This window comes from Kordia sp., assembly GCF_050633145.1.
Lineage (GTDB): Bacteria > Bacteroidota > Bacteroidia > Flavobacteriales > Flavobacteriaceae > Kordia.
On sequence record NZ_JBOEFY010000069.1, the window covers coordinates 9,702 to 28,968 of the forward strand.

A 19,267-nucleotide genomic window follows, 5' to 3' on the forward strand; every position below is an offset into this window, starting at 1 on the left:
TTATATAATTTGTGAAAACAATATATTCAATAGAATAGCACTATTATTGTAGTTATTTTATATTTTTTTCGAATGTAGTTTGAAAACCTATAAGAGTCTAGTTTTATTGGGTAGTAAAATAAAAAAAATGCCATCTTTTTACAGATGACGTTTATGTACTTAGGACTAAGATTAACTTTTAACCCTGTTTATAAATTTTAATTTTCTGGCAATTGTTCTATAATTTGATACGTACTAAAATTTAGAAAGTTTCCAGGATGTGCCAATATATTTTGAAGAATGAAAGGTGTATCTGGGTTTGTTCCAGAGTATTGTGTGTTTCCATTCATATTTATGTCATCGGTACTATAACCAGAAACTGCATAAGTTGGAAAGTTTAAAAAGTTTCCTGGGTCATTAAGGACCTTAGATAGTATGTTTGGCGTATCAGGAGTTGTTCCTGAATATTGAACAACTGTATCTGCATTTGCATTTCCACACCACATTGCTAGAACGTCTGTTGGCATTCCAAACGTAGTTTGTGCATTGCTTCCATACGTAATTTGATTGTTTCCGTTTGTAAAATCGACAATAGTTGTAGTATCAGATAAGGACATTGTATTTGCAGACATAATTCCTAAATGATTGCTGTGCTTGATAACGATATAGTAATTTTTATGACTTACAGAAAATACAACTGGAGAGCTTCCATCTAAATCTACAATATCACCATCTCGTTGGAGTAGGGCACTTTTTTCAGCTATCACCAAGGTATTATCTGTAGCATCTCTCAATTCAATTTGTACCCAATCTACAATAGCATCTTGACCAGCTATATTTAATACAGATGCATCTATTACAGACATTTCATATGGAGATGTTGTTGGAATTATACCCGCGACACGTAAATCGTCACGCATCCAGTTTTCTTCACCTGTATTTGGATTGAGTAAGGCTCCTTGTAAATATGCTTTTGGACTAATTGATACTTCATAACAAGCCGAATTAAAATTATTTACTGTGATGACTTGATTACAAGTACTTACTTGATTTTCGCTATTAGTTAGCGTCCATGTTACATTGGTAGTTCCAGCAGGAAAATCTTCTGTAAGTAATGTAGAATTGTTATAGTCATTCACAAGTAAATAGTCTTGAATGGTCCCGTTTACAAAGTTTGAACTACAATTTGTAGCTGTGTCTGTAAGATTAAAATTATGTAGAGTTGCATTGTAGGTACCATTTACTTGATCTGTAATTGTTGTAATGCTTGAGTTGTCAACACAGGCATCGCCTTCATTGAAATTGTAATAGGCAATCAATCCAACTTCATTTCCAGATAGCGGAATGTCTAAAGCTGATTGAATTTCAGTTTGTGTACGTACCGTATTCCATATACGAAAATCGTCAATACTACCATCGAGCATTCTAGAATTCCAAGCTCCTATAGAGAACGCTCTATTGGCAATTAATGGAATTGCAGTCGAGTAGGTGCGTTCACTTTGCAATACACCATTTAAATAAAAGTGTGTTTTTTTATCCGTAGCAGAATACGTAACAGCCAAATTATACCATGTATTGGTTTGTAAACCTAAACTAATATATTGATCCGTTGGAGAGTTTCCATTTACAGACCAACCTAATTGTCCTCCAGAATTTAATTGAAAATGTAAATATCCAGTACTCCAACCAGCATAATTTAATAAGGTATCCCAATTGCTTATTGTTTCAAAGTTCACTTTGACTTCTATTGTCACTTCGCTTAAATCATTTGCAAAACCATTTGCAACTGTGATTCGATCGTTACTTCCGTCAAAATTTAATGCTTGTCCAACAGTTTCTGTGGTAGCATATACCGTAGGAGTTGTGACTTCTACTTCTGTTAAACATTCCATTGAGTCTGCATCCTGAGTAATATCAGCAGGGCATTCCATCGATTGATCACACGAGGTTTCACTATAAACAGTTTGCGTATCTTTATTTGTCCAATACGTATTTGCATACGTTTGGTTATCAACTAATACACAAGTTAGGTTTGGATTCCCAGTAATGTCTATTGTATTGATATTTGTATTGAATCCATTTTGTAGATTTAGGCTTTCTAGCTGACTATTTTTACAAGAAAAATCATCCAACGCAATCAATGTACTTAGATCTAATGCTATAAGTGGCGTTTCATCACAAGTTACATCTTTTAAAATTACATTATTACTTAAATCGATAGTCGATACATTCGTGTTTTCAAAAGACAAATCGAGTAATGCCGTAAGCATTGAAACATCTAAAGCATTGAGGGAAGTATTTCCACATTTTAAGACTTCTAATAGTGTGTTGTTTTGGAAATCCAATGTTGAAACACTGGTGTTTTCGCACCATAATGATGTTAAATTGGTTTGATTGCTTAAGTCTATAACAGCAATTGCATTATCAGAAAAAGTTAAGCTTGTTAAGTTCTGATTGTTAATATTTAATGTCGTTAAGTTGTTAGATTCTACATCTAAATACGCTAGGTTTATATTTGTTGAAAGGTCAATAGTTGTTAAATTACTATTTGCTACATTTAATTCTTCTAAGGTTGTTACTCCAGTAAGATTGATACTGTTTAAAGACATATTAGTAGCGAATAATTCTTCTAATACTAGGTTCTGACTAACATCTAATGTTGTTAATAGATTATTTTGAAGCCATAGTCTAGTTAAGCCTGAAAAATCTTCAATACCTGTTAAATCGGCAATGTTTTGGTTAGGTATATTCAAGAATGTAACACTTTCTATTTTTTCTGTAGGAACCATATCATCCATAATACCATTTCCCAAACTTGCTGGATTTCCTATAGAAACTACTCCAGTATTGATATTATGAGTTTCTAAATAATTTTCAAAATTATCATCAGGTACATAAGTAAATCTACAATATTGTGCAAAACTAGCTGTAGCATCTTTTACCCAAGTTGTTAAGTATGTCGCAGTAGGATCATCTACCTCAATACAGGTTAAATTTGGATTGTTGACTACTTCAAAATCATTAATGATGCCGTTATTTCCGTTTTTTAAGTTTAGGTATTCAAAGTTTGGAAGATCATTTGCAGAGAGTATTCGTAAGTTGCTATTATTGCTTAAATCTAAAGAAGTAATAGCAGTTTCATCAACAATTAAACGATCTAGATTCGTTAGGTGATTTACATTTAAATTTGTAATCGGGTTTCTATCACAATTTAAATAGTCAATCAAAGGATTGTTTGTGAGATCTAATTCAGTAAGTTGATTTAATGAAATAATGATTCTTGTTAGATTTACATTTGTACTTAAATCTATACTAGTTAACGTGGTTTCATGTACTTGTAAATCTTCTAATAAAGTATTTGCGCTTATATTGAGTGAAGACAAGTTGTTTGAGGAAAGCACAAGATCGGTTAAGGCTATATTTGTAGAAACATCTACAGTAGTTAAATTATTTCTAGCAGCTTGAACCTCTTCCAATGCGATCAAACCATTTATATTAAGGTTTGTGAGTCCTGCATCGGAACATTGAAGTATTTTTAGGTTTAAATTATTAGTAAGATCTAGGCTTGTTGCTGCATTATTAGAACAGTAAAGACTTTCCAAGGCTGTAAAGTCTTCAATACCTGTAAAATCTTGAATTCCTAAAAAGGTAAGAAGTAATAAAGTAACATTTTCAGTTCGACTTGTATATACATAATTATCGTTTGCAATACCATTTCCCATACTTGTAGCATCACCAAAGGGAACAAGTGCGCCTGAGGCATTGTGTGTTTCTAGGTAGTTTTCAAAATTATCGTCAGGGACAAAGGTTTCTCGACAATCTAAACTAAAAACTGTACCAGCATCTTTTTGCCAAGTATTTAAGTAAGCAGCAGTTGGGTTATCAACCTCAATACAGGTTAAATTTGGATTGTTTACTACTTCAAAATTAGTAATGATACTGTTATTCCCGTTTTTTAAATTTAGAGATTCAAAATTTGGAAGATCAGCAGCAGAAAGTATTTCTAAGATACTATTATTGCTTAAATCTAAAGAAGTAATAGAAGTTTCATCAACAATTAAACGATCCAAATTAGTTAAGTGATTTACATTTAAATTTGTAATCGGGTTTCTCCCACAATTTAAATAGTCAATCAATGGGTTGTTTGTGAGGTCTAATTCAGTAAGTTGATTTAATGAAATAATGATTCTTGTTAGATTTATATTTGTACTTAAATCTATACTAGTTAAAGTCGTTTCATGTACTTGTAAGTCTTCTAATAAAGTATTTGCGCTTACATTGAGTGAAGACAAGTTGTTTGTGGAAAGCGTAAGATCGGTTAAGGCTATATTTGTAGAAACATCTATAGTAGTTAAATTATTTCTAGGAGCTTGAACCTCTTCCAATGCGATCAAACCATTTAGGTTTAGGCTTGTTAGTCCTACATCTGAACATTGAAGTATTTTTAGGTTTAAATTATTAGTAAGGTCTAGGCTTGTTACTGCATTATTAGAACAGTAAAGACTTTCCAAGGCTGTAAAGCCTTCAATACCTGTAAAATCTTGAATTCCAATAAAAGAAACAGATAAAAACGTGACATTTTCAATTCTACTTGTATACACATAATCATCATTCGCAATCCCATTTCCCATACTAGCAGCATCTCCTAAGGGAACAATGATGCCTGAGGCATCATGTGTTTCTAGATAGTTTTCAAAATTATCATCGGGAATATACGTAGTTTGAGAAAATGAATATGAAGTTAGTAGCAGGAAAAATAAGAGTGTATTTTTTTTCATGGAATGATAGCATTAGCAATTTTGAAGCAAAAATAACTAATGCAAAAAATGAGAGAAGGATATCGCTGTTTTTTATAAGTAACAAAAAGTGACAGCCCTTATTTTATAAGCTCTGAATGATATATTCTAATTCTTGTCCTGCAATCAGATTCATCTTTTTTCGAATTCGATATCGTGCCGCTTTTACAGCATCAATTGACGAATTTCTAATGGTAGCGATCTCTTTTATAGAGAGATTTAAACGCATGAGTGCACAAATTTCACGATCGGTTTTTGTTAGTTTTGGATATAGTTCTCGGAGTTTCGTATCGAAGCCTTTATTGACATCTTCTATTTTATCTTGAATGGAAGAGAATTTTTTTTCAGTAGTAATTTGTAATTGCAACTTTGAAATTATTGAGTTCACTGTATTTCTCATTTCTTCAAAAGTGCTTACGTTTAACGTTTCGGTTTTTAAATGATTCAATAACTCTTGTTTAAATTCTAAGCGCATGGAATTATCAGCGACTAAGCGTTTCGTTTCTTCTTCGTTAACTTTCACTTTTTCGCCCAATAGTTTTTTTTGAACCTGTTCTTTTGCTAATTTTTCTGCTGCGATTTTTGAACGATTTTTATAATTTCGTTTGATTAATAATCCTGCTAAAACTGCACTTATGAGTGTGAGCAGGAATAAAAAAAAATACAATTTTTTTTGAGTAGCTTCAGACTTTGTAATCAGTTCAATTTCTTTGCGTTCTTGTTCAAACTTGTATTGTAACTCTAACTCTTTCAGTTTTTTAGTGGTTTCTATATTAAAAAGAGAGTCCGAATGTTTTTTAAATTTTCTATGTGTAATATACGCCGCTTTATAGTTTTCTAACTGATACCACAGCCTACTTTTTTTTGAATATGCAGCTACTATTTTTTGTTTTAAACCTTCTTTTTTAGAAAGTTTTAATGCTGAATCCACAAATTTACCTGCAAGTCTGTATTCTTTTTTCTTGTAATAAACATTTGATATATTTAGATAGTTACTTGTAAGATTGATTACTTCATTATTTTTTTTAGAACGCGCAATATTGTGTTTGGCAAGTTGCAGTGCTTCTTCAATTCTGCCTGTTTTTGTGTATAGCAACACCAAGAAATTATTGACTTGTTCCAGCCTTTTCATATTATTGATTTCAGTAAATATATTTTTAGCTTTTGTGTAATATGATTCAGCTTCTTTATACTTTTTTAAAGCTCTATAACTACTTCCTTTCGCAGTCAATGCCAAGCCAACTCCTAATTTGTTTTTTATTGCATTATTGAGCTGTATGGCTTTATTAAAATATTCATTTGAGGTTTTATAGTCTCTTTGAAACTTATGAATCATTCCAATGTTGTGATAAATATCAGCAATGTTAGCGGTATCTTTTATTTTTTCAAAATAGGAGAGTGCACTGAAGTAATGAAGGGCTGCATCTGTATACTGTGCTTTTTTACGTTTGAGAACACCTAATTGTACTTCCGTTAATGCTGTATAACGCTTATCTAAGCTAATATCATTTTTAGTAAGTAAAGAAGCTTCTTGTAGTATATACTCAACTCTTCCAAAATTATGATCTAATTCATACTCAGCCAAAGCTAGTAAGGCATTGATTTTTTCTGTATTAGAAACCGCTTTTTTTAGTTTTTCTTCAAGATCAATTAGTTTATTTACAGATTCTTGCGAAAAAGAAAGTGTAGCAATTAACAGGAATAAAAGAATTGGAAAGTATCTCATCATCAACAAAGTTAGTAATTAGAGAATAATTCTTTCTAAGATTCTATTGAATTACTATTAGATACTATTGATACTGATGATAAATAATGATAATTTCTATTTCTAAAAAATAAAGTCACTCAATTTCTTAAGTGACTTTATAAGTGTTTATTAAGTAAAAACCTTTTTTAATTCTCAGGCAATTGCTCCGTAATTTGATACGTACTAAAGTTTAAAAAGTTGCCAGGATGCGCCAACACGTTTTGTAAGATGAAAGGTGTATCAGGGTTTGTTCCTGAATATTGTGTATTTCCGTCCAAATTCACATCATTTACATTATAATTACTAATGGCATAGGTTGGGAAATTTAAGAAGTTTCCAGCATCATTAAGCACTGTTGATAGTATGTCTGGCGTATCAGGTGTTGTACCTGAATATTGCACAACAGTATCATTATTTGCATTTCCAGACCACATTGCAACTGTATCTGTTGGCATTCCAGAGGTCGTTTGTGCATTAGTTCCATAGGTAATTTGGTTATTGGCATCGGTAAAATCTACGGAAGTAGTAACAGCAGACAAAGAGACAGTATTTACAGTCATGATTCCCATGTGATTTCGGTGTTTGATAGCGATATGGTAATTGTCTGGTGTTTGATTGAATTCAATAGAAGAAATACCATCTGTGGCAACAATATCTCCATCTCGTTGTAATAACGCAGATTTTGAGTCTATTATCATTGTGTTATCCGTTGCATCGCGCAATTCTACCCAAATCCAATCAACAATAGCATCAGTTCCAGTAGTATTGAAAACTGTGGCATTGCAGGTTGCATTATCACTATATGGACTTGTAGTTGGTAGTATTCCTGCAACTCTTAAATCATCACGCATTAGCATTTCTTCTCCTGTGTTTGGGTTTAAAGCTGCGCCTTGCAAATATATTTTAGGGTTGATACGTATGGAGCAGTTTTGTAACGGATCTTCTACTGTTAATATTGTTGTACACGTTTCTTGATTTCCGGAGATATCCGTAACTGTTAAGGTAATTGTATTATCGCCAATATGAGAACAATCGAAAGTATCTATATCAATACTCATAGTTTCCACACCACAATTGTCTGTTGCACTAACAAGAACATCGTTAACCGTTATGGAGGCGTTACTCATAGCATCTAGTTGTATTGTAAATGGAGCAACACAGGTTACTACAGGTTTTTCAGTATCTTCATACACATCAGTTGCTTCTGAGGTACAACCATTGGTATCAGTAAAAGAATAGGTAATGGTATGCATTCCCGATCCTGCAGTATTAGCATCAAAACTAAATGTAGTTCCGTTTCCATCGTCTGTTACACCTGGACCGCTATAGACACCTCCAATTGGCAAGCCTCCATTTCCTTCTGCACAAAGGTTAGAAGGAAGGGTAAGCGTTACTATTGGTAGTGCAAAGACTTCTACATTATCTGTTGTTGAGTTTCCATTTTGTGTATATGTAATTGTTGTAATTCCTGCGCTAGCAATACTTGGATCGAAATTATAAGTCATTCCATCTGCATTATCAGTAACTCCTGTACCTGAATATACTCCTCCAATAGGAAATCCGCCATTTAAATTATTTTGGACTCTTGGTCTATGCAAATATCATTTAAAGCAGAAAAACTAATTGTAGGTGCTATATCTATACTACATACAGATAAAGAAGTTTCAAAACCATCTTGGCATCCAAAACCACTTAGTGAATTGCTTACAAATATGAGGCATTTGTTGGCTCCTATTCCTGAGATTACTGTATTTGTCAAATCTCCAGACGCAGGTCCAAAAAGGATTGTTCCTGATGTTCCTGAACCAGCATCTCCTTCGTATACCGTTAAGGTATTTCCAAATCCACTACTAAAAGTTCCTGTATTTATAGTAGCTTGAGCTGCCATATTAGGAGACGGACATACTTCAAAAACAACCAAATCGGTTTCTATATTTTCGCCGCCACAGAAAAAATAGGATGATTCTCCCACACTACATCCGCATGCTTCCAAAACTTGTACGGTATCTGTTGCAGTTGCTCCACAAACTCCGGGTTCTGTATAGGTAATTGTATGTGTTCCTACTCCGGCAAATGCAGGATTGAAAAAGTAGTTGGGTCCAGTATTGGTTACTCCTGTACCAGAATATGTGCCTCCAGATGGCGTGGCTGAATTAAGCGCCACAGTTCCGGCATCAATACAAAGATCGGATGGAGCTGTAAAATTAATAGTAGGAATGGCAATTACATCTACAGTATCAGATGCACTACCGCCATTAGTGTACGTAATCGTAATTGTTCCTGCTCCAGCTATGGAAGGATCAAAAGAATAGGTAGTTCCGTTTCCATCATCTGTTATACCTGCACCAGAGTATACTCCGCCAGAAGGTGAACCGCCACTTAATCCAGTTTGTATACTAGAAGTGACACACAAATCATTAGGTGCTGTAAACGAAACTGTTGTTCCTGGAATGCTTTCACTGCATACTTGTGTTTCTGTATCAAAACCTTCGACACAACTAAAAATACCTGGCGTACTTGTAAAAACAAAGATTAGACATAAATCTGGATTAGTTGCTGTAATCACATTACCACTAATGTCTCCATTGATAGGTCCAAAGACTATATTACCACTAGTTCCTGAACCCGAAGCACCTTCATATACTGTTAGATTGATGAGATTTGTTGGAATTCCTGCAAATACTGAACCTATGGTTCCAGAAGTGATGGTCGATTGTGCTATTTCACCAGAATTTGGGCAGAATTCAAAACCAACAACATTGCTATCAGATTGAGACAGACAATAGGTATTTGATGTTTGACCTGTTCCGCATTGGGCAGAACAAATGCATGCATAACAAAATAGTATTAATACTAAAAATACAGTGCGTGAAATCGTATTTTTTTTCATGTAATAATATGATTTACAATTAATTAGTTGCAATATTCTGCATGTGCAATATAGATATAATATTTAGATTATATCTATAAGGTAGCTACTTATCATCGTATATATTTGGCGTTCTTATTTTTGGTTTAAAAAAAGTTGAGAATCTCGTTTCGTATTTCAAATATTAGAATCAATATAGATTTTCCAATTTCCGTCAGATTGTTTTTTCCAGACAAGAATATATTTTCCTTTATAACTACCACTACATTGTCCAATTTCATAGGCGAAATTTGCATTTACTACTTCCAACTTAATTGGTTGCAGGTGTAGGCTGTACTTATCATTGTTCATGTAATTATATTCCTTAATTAAATCCTTTATTCCTTTTACTATTGGCTTGTGATTGAAATAGATAGTACTGTCGCTATAGAGTTGTTTGACTAGGTTTTCAGCATTATTAGCATTGCAAAGTTTAATCCATAATTTTCTTCTATCTGCGATCTCATTAATGTCAACCTTTTTTGCTTCTAGACTCCTTTTTTCTGTAAATTCAAATTCTCTGATTACCTGTCTATTTTCTAATTTCCAAATTACAATTTGAATATATTCTTTTTGATCTTCGGTTTTATATTTGATTAATTCATAATTGATATGCTTGTTTTTGCTAGCTTCTATTTTAAATAATGATTCAATTTCCGTGATTGTATTTTTTTTAATTCCATAATAGTTAGCTATTTGTGATGAAGTTTCAAGTATGTTGTCTGCAGAAATTACTTTTACGGCATTGGAAGCATACATCTTTTCTATAGCAGGAATGTTATTATTATTTATGGCTTCAACCCAATTAATACTATAATCAGAAATCTTTTCAGATTGAACTTTTTTTGTTTTAGAATTAGTTACATTTTTTTCTTTATTAGCCTGTTGCTTACACCCTATACTAAGTAAGATGATACAAGTTAGTAGTAGCGTTTTTAATTTCATTTTTTCATTTTTCTTAATGAAGACTAATGTGCTCATATATGGTTGGTTGTATAGAACTAAGTTAGTAAAAGAAAATGAACCAAAGGGAAATCCGTAGTGTTTTCCGAGTACTTACAAACCCAACAATTAATTATACATTTAATGTGTTTGTAGATTTAGAGAGTAAACAGAATGCTCATGGAAGCTTTCGTTTAAAACAAAAAACGCCATCTGGAAACAGATGGCGTTTGTGCAATTAGTTGCCAAGGTTATCTAATTACGACCATATAAAGTTCAACTAACAACTTTATTTTTTTAACACTTTTATTGTTTTCTGAGCATCTTTAGTTTGAACTTTTACAAAATATACACCTGTTTGTAAATTGCTCATATCTATAGTTTCTAGATTTAATATTGGTTTTGCTACCAATTGCCCATTGATATTGCTTACTTCAACAGCTGTAATATCTGTAACTCCTGTAATGTGTATTTTATCTGTTGTTGGATTTGGATATACTGAAACACCTATTAATTCTTCACTGGATGTACTTAGTGTTGCAAAATCAAAAGAAGTAACTCCTGATAATCCTGAAGAAGTAGTAGCTACAACATTCGTAAACGATGCCATTGCATCATCAATCATATCTGCCTGCATAAAACTCTGTAAAGGTGGAACTGAATTTGTTAGAGCAGTATTATTTGCTAAGATGGTAATAACTCCAGTTGTTGGCGATCCAGTTAACTGAATGGTTACCATTGGCGTTGTTGTTCCACTTGATGGTGCAGGCAGTGCCATAGGGCTTCCTAATGTTTCTGTGATAAGGTATCCATCAATAGTTGGTTGTCCAACATCAGTTCCATTAAAGAAAGTCGCTGCTGCACTACTTCCAAGTGAAGAAGTAATTGTAGCTGTAATGCCATCAGGTATAAGAATCGAAAATCCGTAACTCTGTACTGAAGTTGCAAAATTTGAAGCACTGGTATTTGGTACTGCCGAAATGGTAAAGTTATAACTTCCGTTATTGACAAGCGTATAGGTATAACCATCTTGTGCCTTTACGTGTCCTGAGAAAAAGCAAAGGGTTAAGATAAGTACTATATGTAAAGTAATTTTGTTCATAGAAATGAAATTTATAATTGAATGTTTTCTGGTAATTGCTCTTCAATTTGATAGGTACTAAAGTTAAGGAAATTTCCGGGATGGGCTAATACATTCTGAAGAATGAAAGGCGTATCAGGATTTGTTCCTGAGTATTGTGTATTTCCGTCCATGTTGATATCGTTTGTATTGTAACCACTAACGGCATACGTTGGAAAATTCAGGAAGTTTCCAGCATCATTTAATACTTCTGATAGAATATTTGGTGTATCAGGGTTTGTTCCAGAATATTGAACGACAGTATCTTCATTTGCATTTCCTGTCCACATGGCAACTGTGTCTATTGGCATTCCAAAGGTCGTTTGTGCGTTGCTTCCATAGGTAATTTGGTCATTAGCATCAGTAAAGTCTACTATAGTTTCCGTTTTTGCCAATGCAATCGTAGTTGATGTCATGATTCCTAAGTGATTGCGATGTTTTAGTGCTACATAGTAATTTCCATCGGAAGCGTTATTAAAATCTACCGCAGAAACGCCGTCTACACTCACAACATCTCCATCGCGTTGTAGCAAAGCCGATTTTGCTTCTAGTACAAGTATATTGTTAGTTGCATCGCGTAATTCTACCCAAATCCAATCGACAATGGCATCAGCTCCTGTCACATTAAAAACAGCACTATTACAGGTTCTGTTATCTCCATAAGGACTTGTAGTTGGTAGCATTGAAGTTGTTCGTAAATCGTCGCGCATCAAGGTTTCTTCTCCTGTAATTGGATTTAAAGCAGCACCTTGCAAGATTACTTTTGGTGATACCTGAATTCCACAGGTTACTTCATTATACATCGTTTGGAAATCTTTAATTTGAAAAGGGAATGTGTACGAAGCATCATCTACGAGTACACAGGTTAAGTTTGGATTGTTATTGATAAAAACCAAATCGATGTTTGTATTGTTTCCATTTTTAAGATTTAAACTGGTAAGCGCGTTGCTACGACAGATGACTTCTTCTAAGTTGACATTTAAAGATAAATCCAAGCTTGTTATTTGATTATCTTCTACTGAGAACGCCTGCAAATTTGTGTTTTCGGATAGATTTAGACTTGTGAGTAGATTATCATTCACGGAGAAATAATCCAAGTTTGTATTTTGAGAAAAATCTAAACTTGTCAAATCATTATTATTTGCTTCAAAATATACCAATCCTGTATTCGTTGTTAAATCTATTGTTTGCAGATTGTTATCATTACAGATCAAGTCTCCTAAAACAGTACATTGATTTATATTTAGGGTCGTTAATAGATTTTCTGAACACTCTAGTTCCTCCATCAGTGTATTGTTAGAAAGATCTAAACTCGTTAGTTGATTCTCTGATGCAGATAAAAAGTCTAGTAGTGTATTTTGAGATAAATCTATGCTTGTAATTTGATTGTCTGCAATAAATAGGTCTGTTAGTAATATGTTTTGAGAAACATCTAAGCTTGTTAACTGGTTTCTGCTACAAATTAGATCCGTTAGTAATACGTTTTGACTTACATCTATGCTTGTTAATAGGTTTCTACTACAGTTTAGATCTACTAATCCTGTGAAATCTTCAATTCCTGTTAAGTCTACTATATCGAGATTGGAAACTCTTAAATTCGTCACCGATTGAATGCTTGCTGTACGTACATATCCATCATTTACAATTCCGTTCCCCATACTTGTTGGATCGCCAATAGCCACGGTATTTCCATCTGCATCGTGCGTTTCTAGATAGTTTTCAAAAATGGCATCCGGTATTTGTGTTTCATTACAATGTTCGCCAAAAGACGTGGAACCATCTAGGTTTGTCAACCAATCATTTAAAGCTGGATCTGTTACATCATCTACAGTGATACAGGTTAAATTTGGATTTCCTCTAGTATCAAAATCAGTAATAGCTACATTATTACCATTTACAACTCTTACTTCGGTTAAGTCATTATTTTCTAGATCTAATCTTTCTAGTACGATACAGCTATCAACATTTAATGTTGTTAGGTTGTTATCATATATTGCAATTTGTTTTAAAGCGGTATTTGCGCTTACATCTACGGTCGTTAGTTGATTGTTTCCAGCTTCAATAATTTCTAAGTTTATATTGGCGCTTATATCTATTGTTGTTAGTTCATTAAAGTAACAGACTAATGTGATTAATGCCGTGTTTCCACTTACATTTAAGGTCGTTATGTTATTTCTAAAACATATTAATGTTTCCAAAGCAGTGTTTGCACTTACATCTAGTGTTATGATATCATTATTGTAACACATAAGGGATTCCAATTGTGCAAAACGTTCGATTCCTGTGACATCAGCTATATTTTGTTGACTTATATTTAATGTGGTCACTTCCGAAATACGATCCGTTACTACATATTGATCATTGGCAATTCCGTTCCCAAGACTCATCGGATCACCTAGAGAAACCACATTTCCAGAAGCATCATGCGTTTCTAGGTAGTTTTCAAAATTAGCATCAGGAATGTAGGTTTCTCCACAATGTTCGCTAAAAATTACGGTATTGTCTTTTCTCCAAGGAAGTAAGGTTAAATAGTCAGCAGTTTCATCATCTACACTAATACAACTCAATGGTGGATTTGCATTTGCATTGAAGTCTGTAATGTTTCCATTGTTTCCATTTTGTATGCTCAACTCCGTTAAGCCATTAAAGGTTACGTCTACAATTTCTAATGCCACACACGAATCTAAGTTTAGCGATGTTAGACTTGCACCTTGTAGATAGATTTCTTTTAGCGCTGTATTATTTTGTAAATCTATAGATCCTATATTGTTTTGAGATGCTTGTAATACTTCTAAATTTACATTTGCGCTCAAATCTAATGCAGTTAATTGATTGCTGCTACAATTTAAATTTGTCAATGCGGTATTTGCACTCAAATTTAATGTAGTGATCGAATTAAGGTTACAGCTAAATGATTCTAAAGCTGTGAAATATTCGATACCTGTAACATCAACAATATTAAAAAGGCTTACATCTAGGCTTGTCACATTTATAATACGATCGGTTTTTACATAACCATCCAATTGGATTCCATTCCCCATACTTGAAGGATCGTTTACTGGTACTATATTTCCGTCAGCGTCATGTGTTTCTAAATAGACTTCAAAATTAATACCCGGAATGTATGTTTCGTTACAATGTTCGGTAAACGAAGCAACGCTTGTATCTATAATCCAGTCATTTAATCTTGGTTCAGAAATGTCATCGACATTGATACAGGTTAGATTTGGATTGTTTTGCGCTGTTACGATTGTTATTTGCCCATTTGCGCCATTTCTTATATCTAATTCCGTTAGTGCATTACTTTCTACCGAAACACTTAATAGATTTGGATTGCTGATTAGGTTTACGCTAGTGATACCATTATTTGCCAGAAATAAACTTTCTAACCCTGTGAGTTGAGATACGCTTATTGTTGTTAAATTGTTATCATTTAAACTTAGCGTTTCTAAAACAGTATTCGAACCAAAAGTGGCTGTTGAAAGCGTGTTATTTCCCGCAAAAACACTCGTTAATAATGGATTGTTACTAAGGTCTAAACTCGTTAGTTGATTGTTTTGACATGTTAAAAATGTGAGTGCTACATTCGTACTGATATCTAAAGTTGAAATTGGGTTTGTATCAGTGTTTATATGTTCTAAATTCGTATTTGCGCTCAAATCTAATGCAGTTAAACTATTGATTTTACATTCCAATCTTTTTAAGGCTGTATTTGCACTTAGGTCTAATGCCATTATGTTGTTACTGTTACAATACAATTCTTCTAAAGCAATAAAATCTTCTATTCCTGTTAGATTGGAGATACTTTTACTAGCAACATTTAAAGAAGTTACGGTGTTTATTTTTGCCGTAGTTACATGATCATCATTTGCAATACCATTTCCCATACTTGAAGGATCGCCAAGTGCTACTGTGTTTCCATCAGCATCATGCGTTTCTAAGTAGTTTTCAAAATTATTATCAGGCACATACGTGTCATAACAATATTGCCCAAAAGACGTGGAACCATCTACGTTAATATCCCAAGAAGATAAATACGGTTCTGCTGGATTGTCTACATTGATACAGGTTAAATTTGGATTTCCAGAAGCCGAAAAGGACATGATATTGCCATTATTTCCATTTTGGACATTCAACTCTTCTAAATGGTTACGATCTACGGTTAATTGTTCTAATACGACACTATTGTTTAAATTTAGTGTCGTTAAATCATTGCCATCTAAGTTTACATTTTTTAAAGCAGTATTTAATTCGATATTTATACTTGAAATGTTATTCGTATTCGAATCTAAGATTTCTAAAGCTGTATTATTACTTAAATCTAACGTAGTGAGTTGATTGTTGTAACATCGTAAACTTGTCAATGCGGTATTTGCACTAAGGTCTAATGCAGTTAAGTCATTTCGATAACAAGACAAGCTTTGTAAAGCTACAAATGCTTCAATCCCTGTAAGATCAGCAATGTTTAAATTACCTATACTTAATACTTGTATTCCAGAAATGTTGCTGGTGAATACGTAATTATCATTTGCAATACCATTTCCTAGGTTGTTTGTTTCCAAATAGTTTTCAAAATTAGCATCGGGAATGTAGGTTTCATAGCAATGTTCGTCAAAGGAAGCTATTGCATCTTTCAACCAATACATTAAGTAATCTGCAGCAGCATTATCAACATTGATACAGCTAAGGTTTGGATTTCCTGTAGCGTCAAAAGCCATGTGATCATTGTTTCCGTTGGCTACATTTAGTGTATCTAAGTTGTTATTTGATACTGTGCATTGTTGTAATACGACACAGGTTTCTAGGTGTAGTGAAGTAATCGCATTGCCATAAGCAATTAAGGTTTCTAAATTCACATTTATACTAACATCTAGTGCGGTTAAGTTATTCGAGTGACATACTAAATCTTTTAAAGCTGTATTTGCACTCACATCTAATGCACTTAGGTTGTTAGAGTAGCAGGCAAACGTTTCCAAGGCAGAAAAGCCTTCAATTCCTGTTGCATCTGAAATATTCTGGCTATTTATATCTAAAGACGTTACCGTATTTATGTTTGCTGTGGTTACATAGTTATCATTGGCAATTCCGTTCCCCATACTTGTTGGATCATCGAGTGGAACCATATTTCCATTGGCATCATGCGTTTCTAGGTAGTTTTCAAAATTGGCATCAGCAATGAAAGTTTCATCACAATGAATACCATAAATAGCAGTAGTATCTTTGTTCCAAATGCTAGTGTTTGATAAATAGGAAGCCGTTTCATCATCTACATTGATACAGGTTAAGTTTGGATTGGTTCTAGCATCAAATTGGGTAATCGCTATATTATTGCCATTTACGATGCTTAGTTCTTCTAAATCGTTATTGTTTATATCTAACACTTCTAGGAGCACACAAGTATCCACATTTAGTGCTGTTAAATCATTCGCATTGGCATAAATTTCTATTAGATCTGTATTCGATTGTACCTCTAAAGCGGTTAAGTCATTGAAGTAAATTCTCAAATATTTTAAATTTACATTCGCACTAAGATCTATAGTGGTTAAAGTATTATTCTCACATTTTAAATTCGTCAAGGCTATATTTTGACTAATATCTAGCGCAGTTAAATTATTAGTGCTACAGTCTAAAAATTCTAACGCAGTGAAGTCTTCTATTCCTGTGAGATCAGCAATACTTATTTCTTTTACAGTTAAACTAGTTACCTCTGAAATACGGTTCGTCAACACATAGTTATCATTGGCAATACCATTTCCCATACTTGTTGGGTCATTGAGTGCAACTATATTTCCATTGGCATCATGCGTTTCTAGGTAGTTTTCAAAAATAGCATCAGGAATATAGGTTTCATCACAATGAATACTATAACTTGCTGTACTATCTTTAGTCCAGTGAAAATCAGTTAAATAAAAAGCGTTTTCATCATCTACATTGATACAGGTTAAATCTGGATTTTGAGTTGCGATAAACTCAGTGAAGTTTATGTTGCTTCCATTTTGAATATTCAAAAACGTAAGCGCATTATTTGATACTACTATAGACACCAGTCCACTATTGTTAGATAGGTCTAAAGATTGAATATTATTATTACTTACCACTAGACTTCCTAGTAATGTATTGTTAGATACATCTAAAGATTGAAGATTATTGCTTACTGCATTTAATGAAAGTAATAATAGATTGTTTGAAAGATCAAGGCTTGTGATGTTATTTAATGGACAATCTAAAATTTGTAATGCTGTAAAATCTTCAATTCCTGTGAGATCATTAATCCCTTTAAAAGCCATAGATAATTCGGTTACATTTTCGATTCTTGTAGTATATACAATTCCATCATTGGCAGTACCATTTCCCATGCTTGTAGAAGCTCCTACAGCAACTGTGTTTCCGGCTGCATCGTGTGTTTCTAAGTAGTTTTCAAAGTTAGCATCAGGAACGTAGGTTTTATTACAGTCTTCTTCATAACTAGTGGTGGCATCTTTGCTCCAACCTGTATACGTATTTGCAATAGCTGGATTGTCTACATTAATACATGATAAATTGGGATTTTCTGTAGCAAGCAATGTAGTAATGGCTCCATTATTACCATTATTCAGATCTAATACTATCATATCATTACTAGAAACAGTTACTGATATTAACGATGTATTGTTTGACAGATCTAATTCATCAATCGTGTTGTTATCTACATTTAAGGTTTGTAAGGCGGTATTGTTACTTATATTTAATTGTGCTAACGAATTATTACTTGCCTGTAATTCTATTAAATTCAAATTATTAGTAAGATCTAATGTGGTTAGTTGATTTAAGTAACAATTTAAGGTTTGTAATGCCGCAAAACCATCAATTCCAGTAAGATCATTGATATTGAGTGAAAAAATATTTAATGTTGTTACGTTTTCAATTCTTGGTGTTTTGACATAATCGTCATTTGCAATACCATTTCCCATACTCGTTGGATCATTTAGCGGAACTATATTTCCATTGGCGTCATGCGTTTCTAAATAATCTTCAAAAGTATCATTCGGCACGTAGGTTGTTGCATCGCAATCTGTACTAAAAGAGGTTGTTGGGTCTATATTCATCCAAATGGATGCTGAATACGCTGGATCATCTACCGTAATACATTCTAAATTAGGGTTCCCTGTTGTGCTTACAGCTGAAGAATAGTTCAGTCTGCTATTATTTGTACCATTTTTAATATTCAGCGTTGTTAACTGATTATTGGTAACGTTTATAGCGTTAAGGTTTGGAAATAATGAAAGATCTATGCTTGTTAACATATTATCTTGTAGATATAATTCAGCAAGTCCAACACAACCTGTAATATTTATCGTGGTAAGTCCATTATTCCAAGCGGTTAATGAACCTAGATTAGCATTATTAGAAATATCTAAGCTTGCTAATTGATTATCGTGTAACGTAACAAAATTTAAGTTGGTTAAATTACTTAAATCTAGGCTTTGCAACGCATTTCCAGACGCTAACAGTTCGGTTAAACTTGTAAAATCTTCAATTCCTGTAAGATCACTAATATTTAAGTCTTCAACGTTTAAGTTGGTTCTGTTTACAATATTGGCAGTCGTTACTAACTGATCATTTGCAATTCCATTTCCCATGCCATTGCTTTCCAAAAAGTTTTCAAAAATAGGATCGGGAACTGAAGTTGTTTGCGCAAAAGCGGTATGACTGATACAGATCAATAAGAGAATAAGAAGTAATTTTTGTTTCATTGCAGATTTGTTTTTTGAACAAGACAAACCTACAGGTAAAAC

7 protein-coding genes are annotated in these 19,267 nt (G+C 33.3%); all 7 read right to left on the minus strand.

All coding sequences use genetic code 11. The features are described 5' to 3' along the window. Positions 1-197 precede the first annotated feature (197 nt). The gene (locus tag ACRBBL_RS24140) at positions 198-4,757 is read right to left on the minus strand and encodes a LamG-like jellyroll fold domain-containing protein (RefSeq protein WP_431371664.1); all 4,560 of its coding nucleotides are present in this window, start codon (positions 4,755-4,757) and stop codon (positions 198-200) included. Between the two features lie 103 nt (positions 4,758-4,860). Beyond that, positions 4,861-6,501: a tetratricopeptide repeat protein gene (locus ACRBBL_RS24145; RefSeq protein WP_431371665.1), complete on the minus strand. Its 1,641-nt coding sequence runs from the start codon at positions 6,499-6,501 to the stop codon at positions 4,861-4,863. A 167-nt stretch (positions 6,502-6,668) separates the two neighbouring features. Beyond that, on the minus strand, positions 6,669-8,120 hold the full coding sequence (locus tag ACRBBL_RS24150; protein ID WP_431371666.1) for a hypothetical protein: 1,452 nt from the start codon (positions 8,118-8,120) through the stop codon (positions 6,669-6,671). Then, a complete protein-coding gene (locus tag ACRBBL_RS24155; RefSeq protein ID WP_431371667.1) occupies positions 8,090-9,412 on the minus strand; it encodes a hypothetical protein in 1,323 nt (440 codons plus the stop codon). Before ACRBBL_RS24155 ends, ACRBBL_RS24150 begins: the two co-directional genes overlap by 31 nt. A 156-nt stretch (positions 9,413-9,568) precedes the next feature. Beyond that, on the minus strand, positions 9,569-10,411 hold the full coding sequence (locus ACRBBL_RS24160) for a YybH family protein (protein ID WP_431371668.1): 843 nt from the start codon (positions 10,409-10,411) through the stop codon (positions 9,569-9,571). 250 nt (positions 10,412-10,661) lie between these two features. Further along, positions 10,662-11,474: a T9SS type A sorting domain-containing protein gene (locus ACRBBL_RS24165; protein WP_431371669.1), complete on the minus strand. Its 813-nt coding sequence runs from the start codon at positions 11,472-11,474 to the stop codon at positions 10,662-10,664. Positions 11,475-11,485: 11 nt separating this feature from the next. Then, the gene (locus ACRBBL_RS24170) at positions 11,486-19,225 is read right to left on the minus strand and encodes a hypothetical protein (protein ID WP_431371672.1); all 7,740 of its coding nucleotides are present in this window, start codon (positions 19,223-19,225) and stop codon (positions 11,486-11,488) included. Between the last annotated feature and the right edge of the window lie 42 nt (positions 19,226-19,267).

Bases quoted from the DNA above. Each gene is read 5' to 3' on its own strand.
- ACRBBL_RS24140 (WP_431371664.1), bottom strand. From the start codon at position 4,757: ATGAAAAAAAATACACTCTTATTTTTCCTGCTACTAACTTCATATTCA.
- ACRBBL_RS24145 (WP_431371665.1), bottom strand. From the start codon at position 6,501: ATGAGATACTTTCCAATTCTTTTATTCCTGTTAATTGCTACACTTTCT.
- ACRBBL_RS24155 (WP_431371667.1), bottom strand. From the start codon at position 9,412: ATGAAAAAAAATACGATTTCACGCACTGTATTTTTAGTATTAATACTA.
- ACRBBL_RS24160 (WP_431371668.1), bottom strand. From the start codon at position 10,411: ATGAGCACATTAGTCTTCATTAAGAAAAATGAAAAAATGAAATTAAAA.
- ACRBBL_RS24165 (WP_431371669.1), bottom strand. From the start codon at position 11,474: ATGAACAAAATTACTTTACATATAGTACTTATCTTAACCCTTTGCTTT.
- ACRBBL_RS24170 (WP_431371672.1), bottom strand. From the start codon at position 19,225: ATGAAACAAAAATTACTTCTTATTCTCTTATTGATCTGTATCAGTCAT.